Consider the following 23,090-nt stretch of genomic DNA (forward strand, 5'->3'; position numbering starts at 1 on the left):
TTCAACTTTTAGCGTGTTACTATAGACAAATCATTACTGCAAAATCTGCTACAGACGCACATATCTCCAAAAATAAAATATTCATGAAACTTACTCAAGAAATAATAAATCAAGCAATGCAGGCGTTCGGTGCCGGTGAATTTAGCCGAGTCATATCGACGCTTTCTCCTGTCTATGAGCAGCATCCAATGGCAAAAATGGTATATGCTACGGCACTAGGAAAGGTTGCTGAATTTACTACGTCGTTTGAAATATTTGAAAGCCTTCAGTCTGATTATCCTCAAAACACTGATGTGGCGTATAATTATGGTCTATTGCTAAAAGAAGCTGAGCGGTTTGATGACGCACAAAAGCAGCTTTCAAAAGCGATAGCAATTAACCCAAACTACCACGTTGCTTTTCATGCACTTGGAAATTTAATGTCTGAGCTTGGCCGATATGAAGAAGCACAGTTAGCATATGAAAAAGCAATAGCAAAAAATCCTAAAAATATTCAGTACGGACAAAGCCTGAGTAAGTGTCTTTATCAGCAGGAAAAATGGTCTCAGTTGGTCGCGCATATTAAAAGAGAGGGTCTTCATCTAAGCGATAAACTTAGCGCTGAACTGTATACAGAAGCATGTTACAGAATTCATTCGAGAGGAGAATTAGCTAAGCAGAGTAATATGCTAAGTTCAACGTACTCAGATTCTTATTCGATCCACTATTTTTTGGCGTTGTCAGCATTGGAGTCGAAGCGTTACGTTCATGCAAAGCGTCATCTTGAAAAATCACTTTCCCTCGCTGATTCATCGGATAAAGAAGAGTTACTGACGTACTTAGACTATGTTTCTTGGCTACTCAATGCCACTAAAGACAACCTTGATGTCCTCAATAGAAAGTTTGAAAACACCGATAACATTCAGTTACTAGAGCTGGCCTTTAATATTAACGAAAACAGGCGTGAGCTAGCTGAAGCTGAGAAGTTTCTTGGCAAAATTCAATTAATTCAAGCTGAGGGCGACAAGGAGCAACACGAGTTAAAACGTTCGCTGTTGGCCTTCGCAAAAGGAGAGTTTGAAGAGGGGCTGCGAATTAACGAGCACTTCTTAGTAAAACAACCCAAAAGCCTTCCTCATCTTTACCAGAAGATTAGAACCCTTGAAAAGCTCAAGCGTTTTAGCGATGCCGAAGAGGTCATCAGGTTTATCGCACATAACGTGAATAACCTTCATTCCAGTAAATTCGCAGATTTGTCCTCTGGCGTCATGCTCAATGGTTTTGATGTATCACCTTCTCCTATCGTTAACACGTCAAGTAACAGCACAAACATTCTCTTTATTGTTGGATTTCCTCGTTCGGGAACGACATTGATAGAAAGTTTGTTACTTAAAAATGCGAATGTTGAGTTATTAGAAGAAACAGATGCTGTCGAAACCTTTTATAACCAGATGGTTGAACGCGAGATTGTTGACCCTGAGACGGGTGATATAAAGCGGACAAACCAAAGTGAACTAGACGCTTTGGCAAATGACTATCTTGAGCATTTAACGGCTTATTCTCCTAGTGTTGACAGCAATAAACTCATCGTAGATAAGATGCCGCTTAACTTCCCTTATTTACCTGCAATGTTGACCTTATTTCCTAACGCAAAAGTACTTTGTTGCCTACGTAACCCGAAGGCAGTTGCGTTGAGTTGTTTACAGTTCGAGGAAATAAACTTGTACACCGTTGAGCAATTCGCTGAGGCTTATAATAAAGTCTTCACGTGCTGGGAAAAAATGGAACCAATCTTAAGGGACAGAGCAATAAGCATTAAATATGAAGATGTTGTTGCTGACCCTGAATCTTCTATAGCATCCATATATCAGTTTTCAGGGCTGACAGAAGGGGAGACTAAGACCTTAGAAAGTAATAGTTCGCCTTTGTTCCAAACACCGAGCTACTATCAAGTTAGTCAACCAGTGTATAAGTCTTCAATGCAAAAGTATGAGAACTACCCAACGCTTTTCTCTGAATGTCCCCCTCTTTTAGATGAATGGGAGCAAAAGTGGGGATATTAAGAAAGTAAGTATGAATGGGTGTTAGTGAAGGTAATGGGCGCTGGCTACATCGAACGGCTCAATGTTTTCTTTCCACCCAATCACAGTTACCAGTTAATAGGACAGTTTATACATTCGTCCATGAAAGTGCCCTGAAATGTTGCGTAGTGGATGCGCGTGCCGGTTAGGTTTGCTTGATACAAACTTGCATCGTTCAGTTTTGCTTCCTGAATATTGGCGTTAATCAGTGAAGCACCTTCAAAGTTTGCTTTGTTCATCCAAACCCGCTCTAAGCGTGCGGCACGTAAGTTGGTGTTTACCATTGTCGCACCTGATAAACGCGCTTGGTCCAGGTTAGCACCTGAAAAGTTGGAGTTAGTGAAATCAACCCCTTGACCGAAAAGCGCCCAGCCATCTACGCCTTCTAAGTTAGCGTTGCGAACTTTTGAGCTGCGTAAATCTGCGTGTTTTAAGTTGGCGGTAGCTAAATCAGCGTGATCTAGGTTACTTTTCTTAAACGTCGCATAGCTTAAGTTGGCGTGCCTTAAATCTGTTTTGTTGAACTTAACGTTGGTGAATACTGCCCCGTGCAAATTTGCATGGCTCAAATCAGCACCGCTTAAGTCTGTATCGCTACACACTGTCTTTGGTTTTATTTCACATCCGTTGATAATTTCCACGTCATCTTCGAAATCGGGAATGGCACTGGCAGTTGCTGAATATAGGACAACTAATAATATGGGGAGTTGTTTGGTTACTTGAAAACGTAAGCGCATGAGAGCTCCTTAATGCCGAGAGGCGTTTTCACCGCCTCTCGGTTTGGTTTGTTGCAAAGATAAAGCTATTGTTTAGCTACGTTTTGCTTTTTATTGTGATTAGGAAGTTTAAATACCCAGAACGAACCACCTTGCGCGACAGGTTTGGTGAGTTCAGCCATATCTCCTCCCCATAGCGGTACTGCACCACCATACCCTGACGCTAAGCCGATGTATTGCTCACCATCCTCTTCCCAGGTGATAGGGCATGAAATGATGCCCGAGCCCGTTTGGAACTTCCAAAGTTCTTCACCGGTTTCCTCATCGAAAGCTTTGACATAGCCATCGCCCGTTCCGGTAATAATGAGTCCGCCTTTCGTCGCCAGTACCCCAGCCCACATAGGAAGTTTCTCTTTGTGTGTCCATTTAATTTCACCTGAAATGGGGTCTACGGCACGAAGTACGCCCACATGGTCGTCATACATGCGCTTAATTCTAAAACCCTGTCCTAGGTAAGCGGCACCTTTCTTATAGGTCACTTCTTCCGTCCAGTAGTCTTCTTTCCAGTGGTTTGCGCCCATATAGAACCAGCCGGTATTCTGGCTGTAGGCCATCGGGTTCCAGTTCTTTCCGCCCAAGAATGGAGGCGATACCTCTATTGACTTTCCTCGTTTTTCACCCGGCTCAGGCAGTGGCGGGCGCTGTCCGTCTACTTCAACTGGGCGACCCGTGTCAGGGTCAATGTGTGTGGCCCACGTAATGTTATCTACAAAGGGAAATCCTCTAATGAATTCACCGTTTTGTCTGTTAACTACATAGAAAAAGCCATTTCTGTCTGCATGAGCCGTCGCTTTTATGAGCTTTCCATTATCGTAATAGTCGAATAGAACAAGTTCATTGTTGCCAGAGAAATCCCATGCGTCGTTAGGTGTATGTTGATAGAACCATTTAACCTCACCAGTGGTTGCATCTACACCCACTTGTCCGGAAGTATAAAGGTTATCCCAATCTCGCGGATCGCCACCTTTGGCGGTGCGTTTCCATGTATTCCAAGGAGCGGGGTTACCTGCACCTATGATGATAGTGTTAGTTTCAACATCGAAGCTTGCACTCTGCCATGGTGCGCCACCACCGTGGTGCCAAGCCTCAACCATTTCGCCGTTTTCATCCTTTGGCCACGTTGTCACTTCGTATGAACCACCCGTGGGTGTGCTGTCTTTTCCATTTAATCTGCCCATGTGCCCTTCAACAAATGGACGCATCCAAATCTCTTCACCGGTTTCAGGATCGCGTGCAAACAGTTTTCCTACAACACCAAACTCATCACCTGATGAACCGTGAATAAGCATGACCTTTCCTGACTTTTGGTCTTTAACAATCGTAGGTGCCCCCGTCATGGTGTAGCCTGCACGATAGTCTTCAAAGCGCTTCTTCCATTTTACTTTGCCCGTTAGCCGGTCAAGGGCAACAACGCCAGCATCCAGCGTACCGAAAAAGACTAAGTCACCATAAATTGCTGCGCCGCGATTTACCACGTCACAACACGGTCGAATACCTTCTGGAAGGCGGTGGGCGTAGTCCCACAACTTCTTACCTGTTTTTGCCTCATAGGCGTAAATACGGGAGTAGCTACCGGTTACATAGACAATACCGTCGTACACGATTGCTTGGGACTCTTGACCCCGTTGCTTTTCATCACCAAAACTCATCACCCAAGCCGGAGATAGCATATGTACATTTTCTTTGTTGATTTGATCAAGTCCGCTGTAACGCTGAGCTTCTGGACCCATACCATACATCAGTACGTTCTCAGGCGTCTTGGCATCATTTTCAATGTCTGCCCATGTCACGCCATCGTCCGCATATAAATGTGAACTCGTACCTAAACCAATAATTACGCTTAAGGCCAATGAAGCCTTTGAATAGAACTTAGCCATAGTTTTATTTCCACTGTTACCTTGATGTTGTGTTAACAGTATGTAACTAAGTAGAGGCCCTGATAAACGGATTCCGTCCTTCAAAATACGGGAAAAATTCCCTTAGATTGAAGTGTAATGAAAACGCTAATATATTGATTTTCATGAGGTATCTTTATCATGAGACAAAGTCAGTACCAAAGGGGTATAAAAGAGATACGAAAGTACAGGGAAGTTTTCCCGACCTTGTTTAGTGGCGCTTGTTTAGCTGGCAATTTTGATATAACCCTGCTTTATGGCAAGGTGAACAAACTCGGCATTTGTCTGTAGCTCAAGTTTTCGCTTGAGCTGGGTGATAACGTTAGAGACCGTCTTTTCAGAAATATTGAGACTTTCAGCGACCTGTTTTCGGCAAAGCCCGTTGGCTATACCAAGGAATATATCCAACTCTCTTTGTGTCAGATCTGTTAAGTTGCCTCCGGAATGTGACAGGTTGAATGTAGCGAGCTCAATGGCAGTATTGTGTTCTAAATAACGGCGGCCTTTAATGATAGATGTCACCGCGCTTATCAGTACATCAGGTTCACTTTGTTTACTAACATAGCCCATTGCCCCTAGTTTCATAGCTCTATCGATGATGGAAATATCATCGAACATGCTGAACATAAGTACTTTTGCGTGCTCCCAGCGCTGAACAATATATTCCGCCAGCGTGAGTCCGCTGGTGGTTCCTAAATTAATGTCTAAAATAATGAGGTCGAAGTGGTTGGCACGAAGTGCATTTGTGGCTTGCTGCGCATTTTTTGCATTGGTGACGACAGCGCCTTCGAGTACCGAAGATAACAGTGTAGAAAAGCCTTCTCTCACTATTGCGTGATCATCAACAAGTAAAATTTCCATAGCTGCGCTTTATTCATATCACCATAGAATGAGCATGCCACGGTAGGCATGTGAGACGAATAGCACTTTAGTGCTCATTCATCTCACACTTTAGTAGGATATAAGTTAATTCAAACCGCGCTGTGTTTCTAAGTAGCTGGCAAAGCTGCCAAGCCAATGGCTGCCCATATAGTGCATGTCACCAAACACCGCGTTGAGCCCGGCCTCACGATGTGAACTTAATGCTTTCTTAAGCACAGGTAAGCGTTTGTCACCTTCAGGCAAAGCTTGCATTATGCCTTCTATCATCCACGCTCGGCTGATGTTCAGCCCGTCTAGGTGAGCGAGTTTTCCATCCGTCTTGTCAGTCACTGTAGCGGGAGCTAGCCAATTTGATGTTCTAGCTGTGAGGCTTGGAAAGAACGCTGAAAGCCATTGGCTATAGTCCTTTTTAGACATTACTCTTCGCATTAAATCAGCTTCGGCCAAACACGGTGATAAGAAATCTTGTCCCGAAGGCTCGTAGGCAAGAGGGCACTGTGTATCGTCTTGATAGTAGTCTTTCACCCTGGACGTTAACAGCGCTTCAAACTCCTTATTACCTGCTGTTTTCGCCCAATCCAACATTAAGCCAAAAGCAAAGGCGGTTTGGCTATGCTCACCCGTACGGATTGGGTAAGCTAATTTGGGTAACCATGCGCTTACTCTGGCTACAATTTCGTCCTCGAGAGGACGTAAAGTATTTAGCCATTTTGTTGCTTCAGGAAGGGAAGATTGACGTAGTTCAGCGGTTAGCTGCAGGAACCAAGCAAGACCATAGGGGCGTTCAAATGAGGCATTGTTTTCACGCTTAAGGCTCGTCAATTCACCTTGGATATTTTTAGGCGTGAAGCTGATGTTGAGCTTTTCAATGATCTCATCCTTATCCACTGCATCTTGCGCAGTGTTTAACATTCTTACTAAAAGCCAATGGCCATGAACCGACGAGTGCCAGTCTAAACAACCATAAAATGAAGGGTAGAGTTGATTTGGTGCCTTAACGTCATCGCCGTTATTCATCATGTGTTTCACTACATTTGGAAACTCTTGATGAATACAATGAAGCGCGAGGTTAGCAAAAACGCTTTCGTAATTGTTGTTAGGGACGTCAGCGTTGGCGGTCGCGTCTGCGGTTTGGTTAATACTAGTGTTGCTTGTGTTCGCAATTTCAACAGTCGATGTACTGGTAGCAAAGGCAGTGTGTGCAGCAAACGCTGTGGCAAATGCAACTGTACAGCTAACAACGTTTTTTATTTTGATCATAATTTTGCGCGCTTTATCAATGAGAAGTATATCGCCAATGTATAGAGATAAACGCTTTGAATAAAGTGCTGCGCGATACATAACGCCCCAGCACTTTAAACAGCAGAAACAGGCTATTTAAGCAGGGGCCCCGATGGCCTCTAGTTTGGTGGTGTATTCAGCGAGTGAGCCAATGGTCTTTTCTACCCAACCAGCATTATAGTAAGTTTCACTATACCGCTCTCCGCTGTCGCACATAAGCGTTACGATCGATCCCATTTCTCCTCGCTGCTTCATTTGTTCAGCAATACTTAATGCGCCCCATAGGTTTGTGCCGGTAGATGGGCCGGCTTTAATCCCCATGGTGTTGTTTAACCAATGCATGGTTGCAATACTGGCGGCATCGGGAACGGCAATCATGTCATCTATAACGTCATGTTGAAAAGAGGCTTCCACTTTAGGGCGTCCTATCCCTTCTATGCGGCTACCACGGGTAGCGGTAAGTGTATGATCGTTGTTTTTGAAGCTATCAAAAAACACACTGAATTCTGGATCTACCACGACAAGCTGAGAAGAGAGACCTTTGTAGCGAATGTAACGCCCTATGGTGGCTGATGTTCCACCTGTACCTGCACTCATAACCACGGTGTGTGGAATAGGGTGGGGCTCGGCTTTCATTTGCTCAAAGATACTCTCAGCAATATTGTTATTGCCTCGCCAGTCTGTAGCGCGCTCTGCGAAAAGGAACTGATCCATAAAATAACCATTAAGCTCGTGAGCTACTTTGGTTGCTTCGCTGTGCATTTGCGTAGGGCAATCTACAAAGTGACACTGCCCGCCATATCGCTCAATAAGCGCGATTTTACTTTGGGCGGTAGATTTAGGCATAACCGCAACAAACGGAACGCCAATCATTTTAGCAAAATAAGCTTCAGACACCGCTGTGCTGCCTGACGAGGCTTCAACCACAGTAGTTCCTTCTACAATTTTTCCATTACAAAGGGCGTACAGAAAAAGGGACCGGGCTAGACGGTGCTTGAGGCTGCCTGTTGGATGGGTGCTTTCATCTTTAAGATAGATATCAATATCTCTAAAGGCGATCTGCTCTAATTTGATTAAGTGCGTATCAGCCGAACGTTGATAATCTGCATTGATAATATTGATCGCTTTTGAAACCCAGCTTTTCATAACCTTCTCTCATTCACCCAAAATGCGAAACGTTAAGCGTAGTTCGCTTAATGCTAGCTGTATAAAACAAAAATAGAATACCAGTTAAGAACGAGTATTTGATTCTGTTATTTTAGCTTTAGGGCTTTATAGTAAAAAATATTTCTTTCTTTGGTCTCATTTGTGAAAATAAATTTCTTTTTTGTGTAAGAGCGAGAGCATGTTTGTCTTGTTGATACAACGGTCTTTAATAAAACAAAAAAGTTCAGATAAGCCGCTAAAGTTGCTATCTTTGCATTTCGCTTTTACTTACAGGTAACAACATGAAAAATAGGGCGCTTTTCTGTGCGATAGCTCTTTTACCCGCATTATTCGTATCTACGCTGGCTAGCTCGCAAGAAGAGCAAATGCTTAAAGTCGCAACGTTTAATGTAAGTATGGAAGCCACTAACTACAAAGCGTTGGGTATGAAGCCAAGCGATCAGGTACTTCAACACGTTCTTTCAACGGGTGAGCATAGCCAAGTTAAAAACATTGCTGAAATTATTCAACGCGTTAACCCCGATATCTTGATGTTGAATGAATTTGACTACATTGCAGACAAGCGTAAAGGGGTAGAAGCATTTGTTAAGAACTACCTAAATGTTTCACAAGACGGCCTTGAGCCTGTGGATTACCCGTATACGTATGTGGCCACAGTCAACACAGGGGAGCCCACGAAATTCGACTTAGATAACAATGGCAAAGCAGAAGGTTTTGGTGGCGATGCATATGGTTTTGGGCTTTATCCCGGGCAATATGGTATGGCGCTTTTGTCAAAATACCCTATTGATGTTGATGGTATTCGCACCTTTCAGACGTTTAAATGGCATCACATGCCTCATCCACAGGTTCCTATTATTCCCGATGAGAGCGGAAGTACTGATAAGGGCAAGCCATGGTACGACGTAGAAGAGTGGGCCGCGCTAAGGTTGAGTTCTAAGTCTCACTGGGATGTGCCGGTGAAAGTAGGAGGTAAAACCGTACACATACTTGCTATGCATCCAACACCACCTAATTTCGATGGGAGCGAGGACCGCAACGGCAAGCGCAACTTTGACGAAATTAGGCTTATGGCAGATTACCTTTCTCCGGATAAAGGAGCCTACATCTACGATGATAATGGCGAGAAAGTCAGCCTGTCAGAGAACGCGCGTTTTGTACTCGTTGGTGATTTTAATGCGGCGGATATTGGAGATAAACATCGCGAGGGTGTTATTGAACAGTTGACCGAGCACCCGTTAGTTAATAATGACATCATTCCAACAAGCGCAGGCGGTGCAGGCGCGTCAGGTGCAGAGTTTAGTAACCGCTTTACTGCCTATTGGGGAGCCAGAGCTGACTATGTTTTGCCATCTCGATTTGGCTTCGATGTGAACGATGCTGGCGTTTTCTGGCCTGCAAAAACCAGTGACCTATATCGATTAGTTAAAGACCGCGAAGCCAGCTCAGATCACAGGTTAGTTTGGATTAGCTTGTCGTTGACCGAAGATAACTAAAAACCACAATTTTTGTGTTAGTTAATAGATAGAGGTATTATTACACCGTCTATCTAATAACGTACCGAGAAGCCATTGAAGTTTGTGTCTCTCACTTTTGTGATGTGTTTGCTGTGGGTGATACCCATAGATGGCTTTTCGGTAGAGTCTTCTCAGCTCATGCCGCTCAATCGGTATTTCCCTCAATCGTGGGGAACGAAAGACGGGCTTCCTCACAATAGTATTCACGCATTAGCACAAACGTCCAATGGGTATCTATGGGCGGGTACCTGGGAAGGTGTAGCTCGGTTTAATGGTCAGCAGTTCACTGTATTTACCCGCGGCGCGCAAACAGGATTACCAGACTCCGGCATTCGAAGCTTGTATTACAACAAGCCCCGCGACGAGCTACTTGTGGCAGGAAACCGAGGCGGTGTAACGTCGCTTATCGCAGAGCAGTGGCATGCTCAAGCGCCCCTGTCTTCAATGGTTAATCATGCATTCAGAGACAGTAATAACGTGTTGTGGTTTGCGCTGGAAGACACGGGGATTGCAATGAGAACGCCTGACGGCACGCAAAAAGAATACATTGTAAATTCGAGTGCTTACCGCATAATCGAAGACGGATTTGGCGTAATCTGGTTTGCAACAAATCAAGGCTTGTTCAAATACATAAACGATAAATTTCAGCTAGCTGTACCCGACCACAACATACTCTCTGGTCCATCATTTACTCTCGCTCTTGATAGCAAAAAACGTGTTTTAGTTGGCACAGAACACGGTGTTTGGCAGCAAAGAAACGGTACCTTCGCGCTACTTCACAGCTCACTTGCCGACAAATCAATTAGTAGTATTTTGCTTGATCATCAAAATAGCATTTGGGTAGGCACCATCAATCATGGCCTTTATCGTCTAAGCGACTTAGGCCTAGAAAAACTGGATGCAACTGCAGGTCTTCCCAATAACCGTGTTTTTCACTGCTTGAAGATTTGGAAAAAAATATCTGGATTGGCACTAATGGTGGTTTGTTTAGGCTGCGTCGTGCGCTATTTACCACATTCTCGCAAAGCCAAGGAATGAGTGGAGACTTTTTGCGAACTGTTTTGCAAACGTCTGATGGCAAACTTTTATCAGGTGGAAGTGCTGGATTAGATATATTTTCCAATGATGCGTTTTCCAGCGCATCGCTTACTACGGGTGAAGCTTTTTCTGTACTGAGTTTGGCAGCGGTAACTGAAGAGGTAACGTTAGTTGGCACCTACACAAAAGGTGTACTGCGATATGAAAATGACCAACTTACTCCTTACCTCAATAGACATTTAGGGTTACCGAGTAATGAAGTAAGGGCCATTCTTTTAGCGAGTGATAACAGTGTTTGGTATGCCACGGCGCAAGGTGTAGTTCAACAAACGCCAGATGGAAAGCTAAGCCATTTCAATGAACAAAATGGGCTACCTGCCCATTTTTCGATGGGCTTGGCAGAAGATCGTGAAGGACGAATCTGGATTGCTACAGGGATAGGGCTCGCCTATATCCAACAGGGTATTGTGCACGTAGTTTCGTTTCCTGAACATTCAGATGCGCAGCACGCGTTCAGTTTTAGCGTTGTTGAAAAGGGAACTTGGATTACAACCGATCGAGGTCTTGCGTATTTTGACAATGCTACTCAGGCACTTAGTGTAATCGAAAAGTCGCAGGGGCTTCCCGTAGATAAACTGTTTTCGATCGGTATAGATCACAACAGCGGTGTATGGCTAAGTTCAAACCAAGGGGTCATTCTCACTTCACTATCAAGTCTTAAGGAGTGTCTGACACATCCAAGTGCATTATTGGAATTTGAGCATTTTAAGGAAGAAAATGGCCTGGCGAGTATTCAAATCAATGGTGGGTCACAGCCATCTCAGTTTGTCGATGTAGACGGAAATGTTTGGCTTCCTACTGCGAAAGGGCTTGCCACAGTAACGCCTGCAAACCTTGCCATGTTGAGTGAATTCCCTATTCCGGTAAGTATAGAGGCGGTACTACTGGACGGTGCTGACCAGCAATTTGATACGGATAAAAGGGAAGTAGACGTAACACCGTTAACCACGCGAGTTGCGTTTCAGTATGCAGGGTTGGGTTTCGCTATGCCTTCGCGTATAGAGTATCAGGCTATGTTAGTAGGATATGACCAAGATTGGGTTAACCGTCATCAATTTAGAATGACTGAATACACTAATTTAGCACCTGGTCGTTATCAGTTTAAAGTACGTGCTCGTTATATTGGTGGTCCCTGGCAAGAGATTGCGTCACCATTTTCTATTCGCGTGTTACCCAGTATTTATCAGACATTTGCTTTTAAATTCTCGGTTTTTCTTTTCTTCTGTTTTGTTATCTATGCACTTTATAAAGTACGTTTTCATCACTTGAAAAAATCAGAAATGATTTTAAAACAAAGGGTCGATGAACAAACCAGATCACTAGAATTACAAACCAAGCGGTTCGAGTTCCAAGCAACTCACGATGATCTAACCGGTATTGCAAATAGACGAGCATTCGACCGCTGGCTTGTACAATATTTTGAAGAGGCTAAAGCGAAACAATCTCCTCTATGTCTTGCCGTTATCGATATCGACCATTTTAAACAGGTAAATGATCAGTACTCTCACTTAGTAGGAGATAAAGTCATTACTGAGGTGGCCCGTATATTAAATCGCGAAGTTCCGCATTATGCTAAATGTGCAAGGTGGGGCGGCGAAGAGTTTACTGTGTTGTTACCTGAATATGACTTGGTAAATGCAAGGGTAGCTATGGATCATGTTCGAAAAATCGTGGCAGCACATGATTTCAGTTTTATAGCGCAAACGCTGAAAGTCACAATCAGTATTGGTGTAGCAAGTGCAGATGGCGCGAGAGATCACGACAGAATGTTAACCCATGCCGACCAAGCACTTTACACTGCAAAAGAAAATGGCCGCAACCAAGTGACCATTTTCGAATAAACGATAAGTGGGGTAGTGGTCAATTACTACAACATCTTTAACCTGACTTTGCCGTAAAGCCTTACTGTGGCGATTGGCCCAACTGCGCTTCTTCGCGATCTCGTGAAACTGCCTCGAACAGCGTAAAGTAAGCCACCACAGCAAGATTAGCGACAAACCAAAGGTCTTTAATAACGAACTGACCTAGGCGGTTGACGATAGTCGTGCTGTTAAAGGTATCCGGTACAGTAAACAAAAACGTTTGTGTCATCAAAAAAACCGATAAACAAGCCAGTCCGCTCGCAATGATCACCGGCTTGTTCTTAGAAAAGATGCCCGCACCCAATAGCAATGCAAAGAGGACATCAAATCCACCAATCACATTCGATGCCCCCTGTACGCTAAACACAGCATATAGCCACGACATAAACGGTGATGTTTCAACTAGCCCCACAATTGCATTAGCTTCAAACTCGAAAAACTTCATGCCTCCTATCCATAATAAGACCATGGCTACAGGAGCAAAGTTGAGGTATGTCAGTTGCTTGTGCGAAAATTTTTCGCGATAAAACAAGAATAGGAAAAGCGGTAATACTGCGAAGTACTTGATGATGCCTTGACCGCTGCCAATAATCGGGAAGCCCCCTAAATCGGCCATCCATCTTGTTGGTGATAATAACGTCAGCAATGGAATGGCAGTTACAAAAGCGGCATATAGTGTTACTGCTTTTGCTGAAACAAGGTTAAAACGTGCTGCAATGGTCATTAACGGTAGTAACAGCAATGCGATACCAGAAAAAGCACCAAGGGCACTCTCGCTCAACACAGTGTCTAACGAGTAGAAATTAAATGTAGCGATAAGTGCATTGGGGTTTGCACCCAATAAAAATGTTAGGCCAAGAACTGCGAAGCTAAAAGTGAGCAATGCGGTGACCATGTTTTCGGTTTGGTTTAGTGTCATAAAGCGTCCGTAAATACTGCTAGTTTTGCGAAGTGTATGTAGAGACCCGTCGAGGTAGCACTAAAATTTCATAGGTTTGATAATTTATTAGGCATAGCGCAATAAGCAAATAAGGATTTATCGACAAAATAAGAACTTATCTAATAGCGGTTGTCATAAGTAGCAGCGGTCTTAAATAAATTAGGTCTTAAGTAATGTGGGGCTTAAATAGTAGTGGTTTAAAAAGTAAAATAAATTGAGAGAAAAAATGAAACAAGCAAGCAGTAGAGCACAGAAGCGTTTTAGGATCTGGTTAATAGCAGGCGTGTGTGCAGCGTTGTCTGCTTGTGGCGCTCAGCCCCCAGAACCTATTGATGAGCCAATCGCGAGTGTTGAAGACGTCGAAAGATTAGAGCAAGTTGTTGATACCTCATTGCCTTTGGTACAGCAGGCCTATTCCATTGAGTCCGAAAAAGTGTGCGATAAACACGGTGGTAACTGGAAGAAAGTAGGCCGACAGCAGGCGCATGCTTGTGTGCTCCCAGCAAACGATGCCGGTAATGCGTGTAATGACAGCAGCGAGTGCGAAGTGGCTTGTGTTACGGAAAACAATAATATGGAAGCGGGAGAAAAGGCGCGCGGCGTGTGTTTAGAAAGTACGGACTTATTCGGCTGTAGAGCCTATGTGTCTAACGGGGTTGTGGAGCATACCTTGTGTGTTGACTAAGAGGTTGTTTAGCAAACCAACGTTGAATGAAGCGCACGCCATCGGCAATGCGCTTCGCAACAACGCGGGTTAATTAACGTTGGGGAACTCGATTCTGTCCAGTTCGCTCGCCGTTTCATTGCACTCACCTAATAGGTGAAGCCTATCTTCGGTTTGGTGTGTATCTATTTCTAGAAAGCCCGTTTGGCAGTAACCGGTCTCATCCAGTTTCTCATCTAGAGATGTATAAAGCTGCTCAGTCATTCTATCGCTGCTATGTGACGAGCCTTCGCGACTTTCCTGTCCTTTGCGACCGCCACGACCACTTCGTTCGCCTCCCTGACCACGGCCGCCTTTACCGCCACCTTTGGCACTGTCACGATGCTGCATTAACGGAATGCTAAAGGCGAAGAGCTTGGTACCGTCTTGCTTGATCTTCGTTTCAAAAAATATTTCATCCATGTCTAAAGGTGGTGGCCTATGAGCGCACGCACTGACAATCAAAGAGGTCGTTATTACTAATAGTGTTTTATTCATTTTATTTAACGCTTATTTGAACCACGTCACTTTGAGATTCAAACGCCTCTTTAGTTGCAGCACCCAGTGTAAGTTTTAAGTAAAGCATTTCGGTATGCAAACTTCATAACGAGCGTATCGTTACAAGCAACACTCATTACGTTATGCATTTTACGTCAAAAAGAAGCGGCATTGCCGAAGCGACAAGTCTCAACCAGATAGTCAATAAGTGCTCGGGTACGGCTTGGCACATGCTTACGAGAAGGATAAACCAAGGTAAACAACAAGGTTTCACTTCCAAGTGAAGGGAAAATTCGTACCAGTTCGTTAGATGCGACTTCTTTTTGCACAGTTGAAGGTAGCAGCGTAGATATTCCCAACCCTGCTTTGACCATTTCTTGAACAAGGTGAGGAGAATTACACAGCTCGTAATGTTTGGGTGTAATGTCGATTGGTGTGTTGTCCAGCATTAGGTAATGCATGATTCGTGAATTTAACTGAGATAGCAAAATCCAGGTATGATTATTCAGTTCTGCAATAGTCTTAGGTTCACCATATTTCTTGAGATAATCAGGGCTAGCATATAAGGCGAATTGTTCTTGATATAAGACCCTACCGACGAGCGAGTCGTCTCGTGGCAAACCAATTCGAAGTCCTACATCAATATTCTGAGCGATAAGGTCGAGCTTATCGTCACTGCTCACTATGTGTAAATCTATTTCAGGATAGCGGCGCTTGAACTCAGGCAGCAACGGTAATAAAAACTTGTGTGCAATGTCGTTGGTGACTGTTATTGATACTCTTCCTTTTGGCGCTGTTTGACGCAGCTCTTCATCAATACCATGCAAAATCTCGTGGCACTTTTTCGCATGGGAAAATACAGCATTTCCCTCGTCAGTAAGCATGAGCTGTCGAGTAGTTCTTTGCAGTAATCGCACGTCAAGAGATGCTTCTAAACCTGCCACTTGCTCGCTAACTCTAGATCGACTGGTGCCTAAACGGCGGGCAGCTTCCGCAAAGCTTCCACATTCTACTACGCTGGCAAATATGGCGAGTGCCTTAAGATGTGAATAGTTAATTGTACTCATATTCGTAACAATTCGTTCTGTATGTGTCTACTTATCATAACAGTGTTTCACGCACATAATCACCTCTGTGTTCAACCAGTACTCATTTAATTGATAGAGGATAGATTATGATTGCAGTAACCGGCGCTAACGGACAATTAGGTCAAAAAGTTATTCAAACACTGCTTAATACAGAGAAGGCAAACACAATTGTTGCACTAGTGCGCAACCCTGATAACGCACACGCATTAAAGCAGTTGGGAGTAGTAGTACGGCAGGCCGACTATAATAACCCGGAAACGCTTAAGTCAGCTTTTGAGGGTGTTGAGAAGTTGTTGCTAATATCAGGTACAGAGTTTGGGAAACGCTTTGAGCAGCACAAAGCGGTAATAGATGCAGCTATGGCACAAAACGTTAGCCTCATTGCTTATACCAGTTTGTTGAAAGCAGATACGTCTCCTTTGCTGTTAGCGCAAGAACATAAACAAACCGAGGCTTACTTTAAAAATGTGTCAGCGCCTTTCGTGTTTCTTCGAAATGGGTGGTACACGGAAAATTACACCGATAATGTAGACAGCGTACTGCAGTTGGGAGCGGTGGCAGGCGCTGCAAAGCAGGGAGTTTTGTCTACCGCTAGCCGACAAGATTATGCAGACGCCGCAGTGGCCGTTCTTCTATCATCGCAAAATCAAACAGGCAAAATTTATGAGCTTGCTGGCGACACGGGCTTTACACTAATGGAGTATGCTTCCACCCTATCTGAAATTACCGGCGAAGATATTGGTTTTTTAGACATGGATGAGAGCGCTTATAGAGAAGCACTCATTAAAGCTGGGCTGCCTGAAGGTATGGCAGCAGCATTAGCAGATTCAGAGCATTACGCCGCCTCGGGGTGGCTCCAAGATAACAGCGTCACCTTATCATCACTACTTGGTCGTCCAACTGCAACTCTGCGTGCAACACTTGCTGCGAAAATGAAAAGCTGAGTATTTAAAAGCTAAGTGAATTACCATCCCATGCGCATTACCTTGAATTATCATTCAAGTGATGCGCTTATTGTGCAACACTTGCGTATTCATATTTTAAATCACTTGCATCCGCAATTTGCTTATTTACAGGGATAGGTTCCATGCTTTCCAACATCATTCGCTTTGCGAAAAACATCGTCGTGTCGTTAATTGCAATCTTTGTGTGTTTTGGTGTGCTCGACTTCTTGTGGCTTGGCGTTATTGCGGATGGCTGGTATCAAAGTGAAATGGCTCCTCTGCTTAGAAGTCAATTTATCACGTGGCCTTGGGTGGTTTTTTACCTCATGTATGGATGTGTGGTGTTTGTACTTGCTGTGGTGGCGAACAGAGATAAGTCGTTACTTTATGCAGGGATCGATGGCGCGCTTCTAGGGTTGGCCAGTTATGGCGCCTACAACTTAACGGCGTACAGCATTATTGAAGGTTTTACTTTGTTTATCATGTTGATTGATTGGGCGTGGGGTACGTGCCTAACCAGCGCTAGCGCCATGGCCGGCTGGTTAGGGTTTCAACTGGTTAAGGGAAAGAGTAGCGAATAATGCGCTTTAACACGCTGGCGTATTGTTTTAAAAAGCCGCCAGTGTTGTAGTGCATGCCGTGTTCTTCGAGTACGGCTTTTACCTTGGGCGCCATCTCTCGGTAGCGTCTGGCTGGGATATCTGGAAACAGGTGGTGCTCAATTTGAAAGCTTAAATGCCCGGTAAGCACGTGAAACAGGTTTCCGCCCTTTATGTTCGATGAGCCCAGCGCTTGTCGGTAGTACCATTGCCCTCGGGTTTCATTAACACAATCTTCTTGTTTAAACGTTTCCACGTCGCCAGTGAAATGGCCGCAAAAGATAATAGTAGATGTCCATAAATTGCGTAGCAAATTGGCGATAAGGTTGCCGGTAAATACCCATAAAAATAACGGCCCAGCTAATAAAGGAAATAGTGCATAATCTTTTACTAACTGACGTGCGCCTTTACTAAAAAAGCGTTTCTTAAGTTCATTATGGGTAACCTGATTCTTACGGTTGTCCTTCTTTTTTCCAAAAAAGACCCGCTCAGCGGCCATTTCGTGATACGACACACCCCACTGAAATAAAACACTAAGTACGATGTAAGTCGCAAACTGCCATAGGTTTTTTACACGCCATCTAAAATCGTTAGACAGGCGAAGCAAGCCGTAGCCAAAGTCTCTGTCTTTTCCAATAATATTGGTATACGTGTGATGCTCATAATTGTGAACGCGATTCCAGCTCGCACCATCGCAGGCAATATCCCACTCATAGCCTTTCGAATTAATGTGTTTGTCGTTCATCCAATCGTACTGGCCGTGCATTACGTTGTGGCCTATTTCCATATTATCGAGAATTTTTGCTGTAGCTAAACTCAATACGCCGGCAACCCAGAGCAGCGGTTGAATGAACCCCAACATTAAAAGTATCCGTCCGCTCCACTCGCAAATTCGCTGAACAAGAATAATACGTCGGATATAGGCCGCATCTTCAGCGCCCACTTTTCGTTTAATGTCAGCTTTAATTTCATCAAGCTGAGCGGCAAGTAACTCGTAGTTCGGTTTCTCTTTAGTGCTCGTTGACCGAATAGCTTTGGTTTCACTTATCGGAGAATGCGCTTGTTCGATGGCTTCTTCACGGTGTTGGTTGTCTATTGCAACGCTGGTGTTCATAGTTGAATCTCCAAATCAGTAACGGCTTGTGATACACACAGCTGAATAAGTTGCTCTGCGCTATCTGAAAGCTCACCCGTGCGGGTATCTCTCACTACGCCCCGTTTCTTAACACATTGGCATTGATGACAAATTCCCATGCCACAGCCATAAGTCACTGGTTGTTCTGCTTGCTGAAGTTGTATAAGTAGGGTTTGCTGATTGTCGATAGCCAAAGATTGGCCATTGTGTACCAGGGAAAAGGTTTCGATTTCGGTAAGGCTGGTGTTGCTCACCACAGGAAGCGCAGCGAAGTGCTCGCTCAAAACAGGCACGTTGATCGCTTTTGCATAACTTTCAACTTGCTCGAACATGGCATGTGGACCACACACTAACCAGTGTGCATTGGCAAAGTTACACAAATGCGCTTCTACGTCTCCGTCTTTTTGTTTGCTCAAAATATCATAGGTGAAGTGCTCACAGCGCTGACTGAACGCTGATAATTCATTGAGTAATACATGCTCGTCTGGCTTAGCAAAATAAAGTAAGTGTACCGGTGTATGGTTTAGCTGCGCGTTGTTGACGGCATCGTCAAGCATTGCTATGAAAGGAGTTATACCCGAGCCGCCCGCTATCATAAGTAGGGGCTTTTCAACCTTCGGCCAGTTAAATTCCCCCATAGGGGCTGAGATATTTACCCATTGATTAGGCACACAAGAGTGAAGATAAGGTGTTAATGCGCCCTGAGCTTTAACCTTGGTTACAAGGCGAATCTGCTTTTCTTTTTGTCGGGTGTTAGCACCACTCGCTATGGTAAACACGCGAGTGGTGAGCCTGCCATTAATTTCTATGGTTAATGCGATATGCTGCCCTGCAACATGCGTTGGCCAAGACCTCTCTGGCATAAGTAACACCTCGAGCATATCAGCGCTTAGTTTTTTTACTGCCACAACTTTGGCTCTGAAATACCCATCGCGCCACGCGGGTTTAACTTGCTGCATCAGCACTTCCCAGTAGCCCTTCCAAGAGGCATGGTGAAAAATGCGATCAGTGAATTTATCTAGTAATAGTCTCAATGTAGAAATCACACCTGTATTTCGTCGGAATATCTTAAATACAAAAAGGATGAAAATATTTTAGCTTACACTTGTACGCTAATTCAGCGCACAAGTGTAAGCTTAATTTTTTCTGCGTCAAGAGGAGATGCATGAAATTTGGGATAACGTCGTCGAAATACACCGGTACTTTTGTGAAAAATGCAAAAGTGCTTTGTTAAAAATACGGGTTCTAACCCAGCTTTAGGGCCTTATATCTACCGTTATCCAAACGTGTAAATTGCAAGAATAAAGTTTAAAGGACTGTATTATGAAACTATTTGAAACCCTATCGCTGGCTGGAAAAACGCTGAACAATCGGGTTGTTATGCCGCCAATGACCCGCTCCCGCTCAACACAGCCGGGAGATGTGCCCAACAACCTTATGGCTGAATATTACGCTCAGCGCGCAAGTGCAGGGCTTATTGTGAGTGAAGGCACACAAATTTCGGCACTCGGTAAGGGTTATGCGTGGACGCCGGGGATTTATACCAAGGCGCAAATCGATGGCTGGAAGTTGGTAACAGATAAAGTCCATGAAGCGGGTGGTGTGATGTTTGCGCAACTTTGGCATGTGGGTCGCGTATCCCATCCTTCAAATACAGAGGGGAAGCAGCCTATTAGCGCATCGGCGATTCAAGCAAAAGGCGTAAAAGTATTTGTTGATGAAGGCGGCAACCCTGGCTTTGTTGAGTCGGTCATGCCCCGAGAAATGAGCATTGAAGATATAAAAGCCGTGGTAGAAGAGTATCGCGTTGCGGCGCGCAATGCCGTAGATGCCGGATTTGATGGCATTGAGTTGCATTCGGCTAATGGTTACTTGCTTAACCAGTTTATCGATTCTCAAAGTAATACAAGAACTGATGAATACGGCGGAAGTGTACAGAACCGTATTCGATTCTTGAAAGAAGTGGTGCAGGCTGTGTCTGAGGAAATTGGCGCTGATAAAGTAGGTGTACGTTTGGCGCCCCTAACAACATTAAACGGGACAGTCGACGACAATCCCGAAGAGACATATCTTGCGATTGCTTCCATGCTTAATAGTTTCAAGATTGGCTATATGCATATTGCCGAAGCCGACTGGGATGATGCGCCGCAAATGCCAATATCATTCAAGATGGCTATTCGTGAAGCCTATAGCGGTCTGCTCATTTATGCCGGAAAGTACGACACAGAGCGTGCCGAACAAGCTTTAACTGAAGGGTGGGCAGATATGATTGGTTTTGGTCGACCTTTCGTGGCGAACCCAGATTTACCCTACAGACTAGCGAATAATGTACCCCTGAATGAGCACAACCCCGATACGTTATTTGGCGGTGGTGAGAAGGGCTACACAGATTATTCTTTTGCTAAATAGCCGGAAATTCCAGCGGGTGTGTAAAAAACACTTTGCTCAGGAAAAAGGGGCAATCCATTAAAAATGAGCATGGCTCTTTTTTACCAGAACGAACAGCACTTAAAACATGTTGTTCGTTCTAAATCTTACTTTCGTCAGTCAGCAGTTAGACTCATTACGTAACAGTTATACGCAGTGATGTGTTAACACCGTTGATACTCACCGAGTCATTTCTGCACTTTACGGTTAATATTTACGATTGCGATATAGCCAAGTGAAAATTCCGCTTCCCGCTATTAGCATTGACATGGCAAGCCACATTTTAGAAATGGGCGTGCCGTTGGGGCACTGCAACGCCATCGTTGCCCCCGCAAGGTTCTGGCAATCGACGAGTTGACCCAAGGCCAATACAAAAAGACCGAGAAGTACGCCGATAACGGCATAAGACAAATTATTGAACGACATACTTTTCCTAAAAGATTTTCCAATCAATTCGCACACTAAACGCACGCGACATTAAGCAATAATGCTCCAAACTAGTGCAGCTGAAGGCTGCTTTTTCAAACATTTACTCTATTTGTATGGGCTAAGACAGCCTACCCAACAGTATGTGCGCGCCATTGAACGGTGAAAATACTCGCTTCAACGAAGGTGCTTAAAATCCATACGAAAATTAGCACAAGCTCAGTGTCGCAATATTTGCGCCAACCCCTATCAAAATTCCTTCAAATTCGGTACTATCCGCGGTCTTAAATTTTTAACGAAATAAGCGGACTATGTTTGAAATAAACCCCGTTACGAATGCGATAAAAGATATCCGCGAGCGCACTCAAGCGCTTAGGGGGTATCTTTGACTTTGATGCAAAGTCAGAGCGTTTAGAAGAAGTTAGCCGAGAATTAGAAAGTCCTGACGTTTGGAACGAGCCAGACAGAGCACAGGCACTTGGCAAAGAAAAAGTGGCCTTGGAGCAAATCGTAGAGACGATCCACAAGCTCGATCAGGGAACAGAAGACGTTGAAGGTCTCGTTGAATTGGCCGTTGAAGCCGAAGATGAAGATACCTTCGTTGAGGCCCAAAGTGAGCTTGAAGGCTTAATTGAGCAGCTAGAAGTGCTTGAGTTTCGCCGCATGTTTTCTGGCCCTAACGACGAAAACGACTGCTATATTGATATTCAGTCGGGCTCTGGTGGTACAGAAGCACAAGATTGGGCCAATATGCTGCTGCGCATGTATTTGCGTTGGGGCGAAGCGCACGGTTTCAAAACGGAACTTATTGAAGTGTCGGAAGGTGAAGTCGCGGGCATTAAAAGTGCTACGCTGCGCGTTCAGGGCGAATATGCGTTTGGCTGGCTACGCACAGAAACAGGCGTACACCGCTTAGTACGTAAATCGCCGTTTGACTCGGGCAACCGCCGTCATACGTCGTTTTCATCTGCGTTTGTATATCCTGAAATTGATGACGACATTGATATTGAAATCAACCCGTCTGATTTACGTATAGACACCTATCGCGCATCGGGCGCGGGTGGCCAGCACGTAAACAGAACAGATTCAGCGGTACGTATTACCCATGAACCTACGGGCATTGTGGTGCAGTGTCAGAACGACCGCTCGCAGCACAAAAACAAAGATCAGGCGATGAAGCAGTTAAAAGCCAAACTTTATGAGTTTGAACTGCAAAAACAAAACGCTGAAAAACAAGCGATGGAAGACAGCAAGTCTGATATCGGCTGGGGAAGCCAAATACGCTCTTACGTTTTGGACGACTCTCGCATTAAAGATTTGCGCACTGGCGTGGAAACACGCAACACTCAAGCCGTGCTGGATGGCGACTTGGACAAATTTATTGAAGCCAGCCTGAAATCTGGGCTGTAAACCGAACAACGAAGTGAAAGGTTATGACTGACCAACAAACAGACGATAACAAATTGATTGCAGAGCGCCGTGCTAAGCTAAGCGCTATTCGCGAGCAGTGCCGTGCAAACGGTTTCCCAAACAGCTTCCGTCGCGAAAACTATGCGGATGAGCTTCAAGCTAAGTTCGGTGAATTCGACAAAGAAACGCTACAAGAGCAGGGTAACAAAGTAAGCATCGCTGGCCGTATTATGGCAAAGCGTGGCCCTTTCATGCTGCTTCAAGATATGACTGGCCGTATTCAGGCATATGCAGATAAAGACACGCAAAAAGCCCTTAAAGCAAAATATTGCGCACTAGATATAGGCGACATTATTGGCGTGGCGGGTGACCTGCATAAGAC

21 protein-coding genes are annotated in these 23,090 nt (G+C 44.5%); 10 read left to right on the forward strand and 11 right to left on the reverse strand.

All coding sequences use genetic code 11. The features are described from left to right. Positions 1-83: 83 nt before the first annotated feature. Positions 84-2,042, forward strand: a complete 1,959-nt coding sequence (locus QVA83_RS20160) for a tetratricopeptide repeat-containing sulfotransferase family protein (protein WP_156078064.1) — start codon at positions 84-86, stop codon at positions 2,040-2,042. Positions 2,043-2,128: 86 nt separating this feature from the next. On the opposite strand, the gene QVA83_RS20165 is transcribed toward QVA83_RS20160, so the two are convergent. The 5 genes from QVA83_RS20165 to QVA83_RS20185 all read right to left on the reverse strand — a co-directional run bounded on the left by QVA83_RS20165 (position 2,129) and on the right by QVA83_RS20185 (position 8,040). Further along, on the reverse strand, positions 2,129-2,797 hold the full coding sequence (locus QVA83_RS20165) for a pentapeptide repeat-containing protein (protein WP_287498885.1): 669 nt from the start codon (positions 2,795-2,797) through the stop codon (positions 2,129-2,131). Positions 2,798-2,862: 65 nt separating this feature from the next. Further along, positions 2,863-4,713: a methanol/ethanol family PQQ-dependent dehydrogenase gene (locus QVA83_RS20170; protein WP_014948731.1), complete on the reverse strand. Its 1,851-nt coding sequence runs from the start codon at positions 4,711-4,713 to the stop codon at positions 2,863-2,865. Positions 4,714-4,956: 243 nt separating this feature from the next. Next, positions 4,957-5,592 (reverse strand): response regulator transcription factor, encoded by a 636-nt coding sequence (locus QVA83_RS20175; RefSeq protein ID WP_014975961.1) that lies wholly within the window; start codon positions 5,590-5,592, stop codon positions 4,957-4,959. A 105-nt stretch (positions 5,593-5,697) separates the two neighbouring features. Next, a complete protein-coding gene (locus QVA83_RS20180) occupies positions 5,698-6,954 on the reverse strand; it encodes a DUF2891 domain-containing protein (protein ID WP_061485124.1) in 1,257 nt (418 codons plus the stop codon). A 36-nt stretch (positions 6,955-6,990) separates the two neighbouring features. Then, positions 6,991-8,040, reverse strand: coding sequence for a PLP-dependent cysteine synthase family protein (locus QVA83_RS20185; protein ID WP_156078066.1), 1,050 nt, complete (start codon positions 8,038-8,040; stop codon positions 6,991-6,993). A 302-nt stretch (positions 8,041-8,342) separates the two neighbouring features. Here QVA83_RS20185 and QVA83_RS20190 point away from each other — a divergent pair, with 302 nt between their 5' ends. The 3 genes from QVA83_RS20190 (at position 8,343) to QVA83_RS20200 (ending at position 12,517) form a co-directional block, all read left to right on the forward strand. Beyond that, positions 8,343-9,557, forward strand: a complete 1,215-nt coding sequence (locus QVA83_RS20190; RefSeq protein ID WP_014975964.1) for an endonuclease/exonuclease/phosphatase family protein — start codon at positions 8,343-8,345, stop codon at positions 9,555-9,557. An 84-nt stretch (positions 9,558-9,641) separates the two neighbouring features. Next, complete coding sequence (locus QVA83_RS20195; protein WP_231513138.1) at positions 9,642-10,616, forward strand: ligand-binding sensor domain-containing protein; 975 nt, start codon at positions 9,642-9,644, stop codon at positions 10,614-10,616. Positions 10,617-10,627: 11 nt separating this feature from the next. Next, positions 10,628-12,517: a ligand-binding sensor domain-containing diguanylate cyclase gene (locus tag QVA83_RS20200; RefSeq protein WP_287498886.1), complete on the forward strand. Its 1,890-nt coding sequence runs from the start codon at positions 10,628-10,630 to the stop codon at positions 12,515-12,517. Between the two features lie 61 nt (positions 12,518-12,578). On the opposite strand, the gene QVA83_RS20205 is transcribed toward QVA83_RS20200, so the two are convergent. After that, positions 12,579-13,457, reverse strand: coding sequence for a DUF417 family protein (locus QVA83_RS20205; RefSeq protein WP_156078067.1), 879 nt, complete (start codon positions 13,455-13,457; stop codon positions 12,579-12,581). A gap of 247 nt (positions 13,458-13,704) precedes the next feature. Here QVA83_RS20205 and QVA83_RS20210 point away from each other — a divergent pair, with 247 nt between their 5' ends. Then, entirely contained in the window at positions 13,705-14,163 is a 459-nt protein-coding gene (locus QVA83_RS20210) for a hypothetical protein (RefSeq protein ID WP_014948738.1), read from the forward strand. 69 nt (positions 14,164-14,232) lie between these two features. On the opposite strand, the gene QVA83_RS20215 is transcribed toward QVA83_RS20210, so the two are convergent. Continuing rightward, the gene (locus QVA83_RS20215) at positions 14,233-14,604 is read right to left on the reverse strand and encodes a hypothetical protein (protein ID WP_156079103.1); all 372 of its coding nucleotides are present in this window, start codon (positions 14,602-14,604) and stop codon (positions 14,233-14,235) included. Between the two features lie 230 nt (positions 14,605-14,834). After that, complete coding sequence (locus tag QVA83_RS20220; protein WP_101563783.1) at positions 14,835-15,746, reverse strand: LysR family transcriptional regulator; 912 nt, start codon at positions 15,744-15,746, stop codon at positions 14,835-14,837. Between the two features lie 107 nt (positions 15,747-15,853). Between QVA83_RS20220 and QVA83_RS20225 the strand changes: the two genes are divergently transcribed. Then, positions 15,854-16,711 carry an SDR family oxidoreductase gene (locus tag QVA83_RS20225; protein ID WP_156078068.1) on the forward strand — a complete coding sequence of 286 codons (858 nt, stop codon included), beginning with the start codon at positions 15,854-15,856 and terminating at the stop codon, positions 16,709-16,711. Between the two features lie 143 nt (positions 16,712-16,854). Further along, a complete protein-coding gene (locus QVA83_RS20230; RefSeq protein ID WP_014948742.1) occupies positions 16,855-17,292 on the forward strand; it encodes a DUF2177 family protein in 438 nt (145 codons plus the stop codon). Here the strand turns inward: QVA83_RS20230 and QVA83_RS20235 are convergent. Both QVA83_RS20235 and QVA83_RS20240 read right to left on the reverse strand, forming a co-directional pair. Beyond that, a complete protein-coding gene (locus QVA83_RS20235; RefSeq protein ID WP_156078069.1) occupies positions 17,270-18,424 on the reverse strand; it encodes a fatty acid desaturase family protein in 1,155 nt (384 codons plus the stop codon). The genes QVA83_RS20230 and QVA83_RS20235 overlap by 23 nt on opposite strands. Then, positions 18,421-19,479 (reverse strand): flavin reductase family protein, encoded by a 1,059-nt coding sequence (locus QVA83_RS20240; RefSeq protein ID WP_231513053.1) that lies wholly within the window; start codon positions 19,477-19,479, stop codon positions 18,421-18,423. Before QVA83_RS20240 ends, QVA83_RS20235 begins: the two co-directional genes overlap by 4 nt. A 289-nt stretch (positions 19,480-19,768) precedes the next feature. Here QVA83_RS20240 and QVA83_RS20245 point away from each other — a divergent pair, with 289 nt between their 5' ends. Further along, positions 19,769-20,854: an alkene reductase gene (locus tag QVA83_RS20245; RefSeq protein WP_075176187.1), complete on the forward strand. Its 1,086-nt coding sequence runs from the start codon at positions 19,769-19,771 to the stop codon at positions 20,852-20,854. A 225-nt stretch (positions 20,855-21,079) separates the two neighbouring features. Here the strand turns inward: QVA83_RS20245 and QVA83_RS20250 are convergent, their stop codons facing one another. Continuing rightward, positions 21,080-21,298 carry a hypothetical protein gene (locus QVA83_RS20250; RefSeq protein ID WP_156078070.1) on the reverse strand — a complete coding sequence of 73 codons (219 nt, stop codon included), beginning with the start codon at positions 21,296-21,298 and terminating at the stop codon, positions 21,080-21,082. Between the two features lie 311 nt (positions 21,299-21,609). On the opposite strand from QVA83_RS20250, the gene prfB reads away from it, so the two are divergent. Further along, positions 21,610-22,708, forward strand: a protein-coding gene (gene prfB / locus QVA83_RS20255; protein ID WP_156078071.1) for a peptide chain release factor 2 whose coding sequence is annotated in 2 segments (ribosomal slippage) — positions 21,610-21,684 and positions 21,686-22,708 — 1,098 coding nt in all. Because the reading frame shifts where the segments join, the coding sequence is not laid out codon by codon here. A gap of 23 nt (positions 22,709-22,731) precedes the next feature. After that, a partial coding sequence (locus QVA83_RS20260; protein WP_287498887.1) for an OB-fold nucleic acid binding domain-containing protein occupies positions 22,732-23,090 on the forward strand: 359 nt, incomplete at its 3' end.

The organism is Alteromonas sp. AO-Serp (assembly GCF_017849675.1).
Lineage (GTDB): Bacteria > Pseudomonadota > Gammaproteobacteria > Enterobacterales > Alteromonadaceae > Alteromonas > Alteromonas macleodii.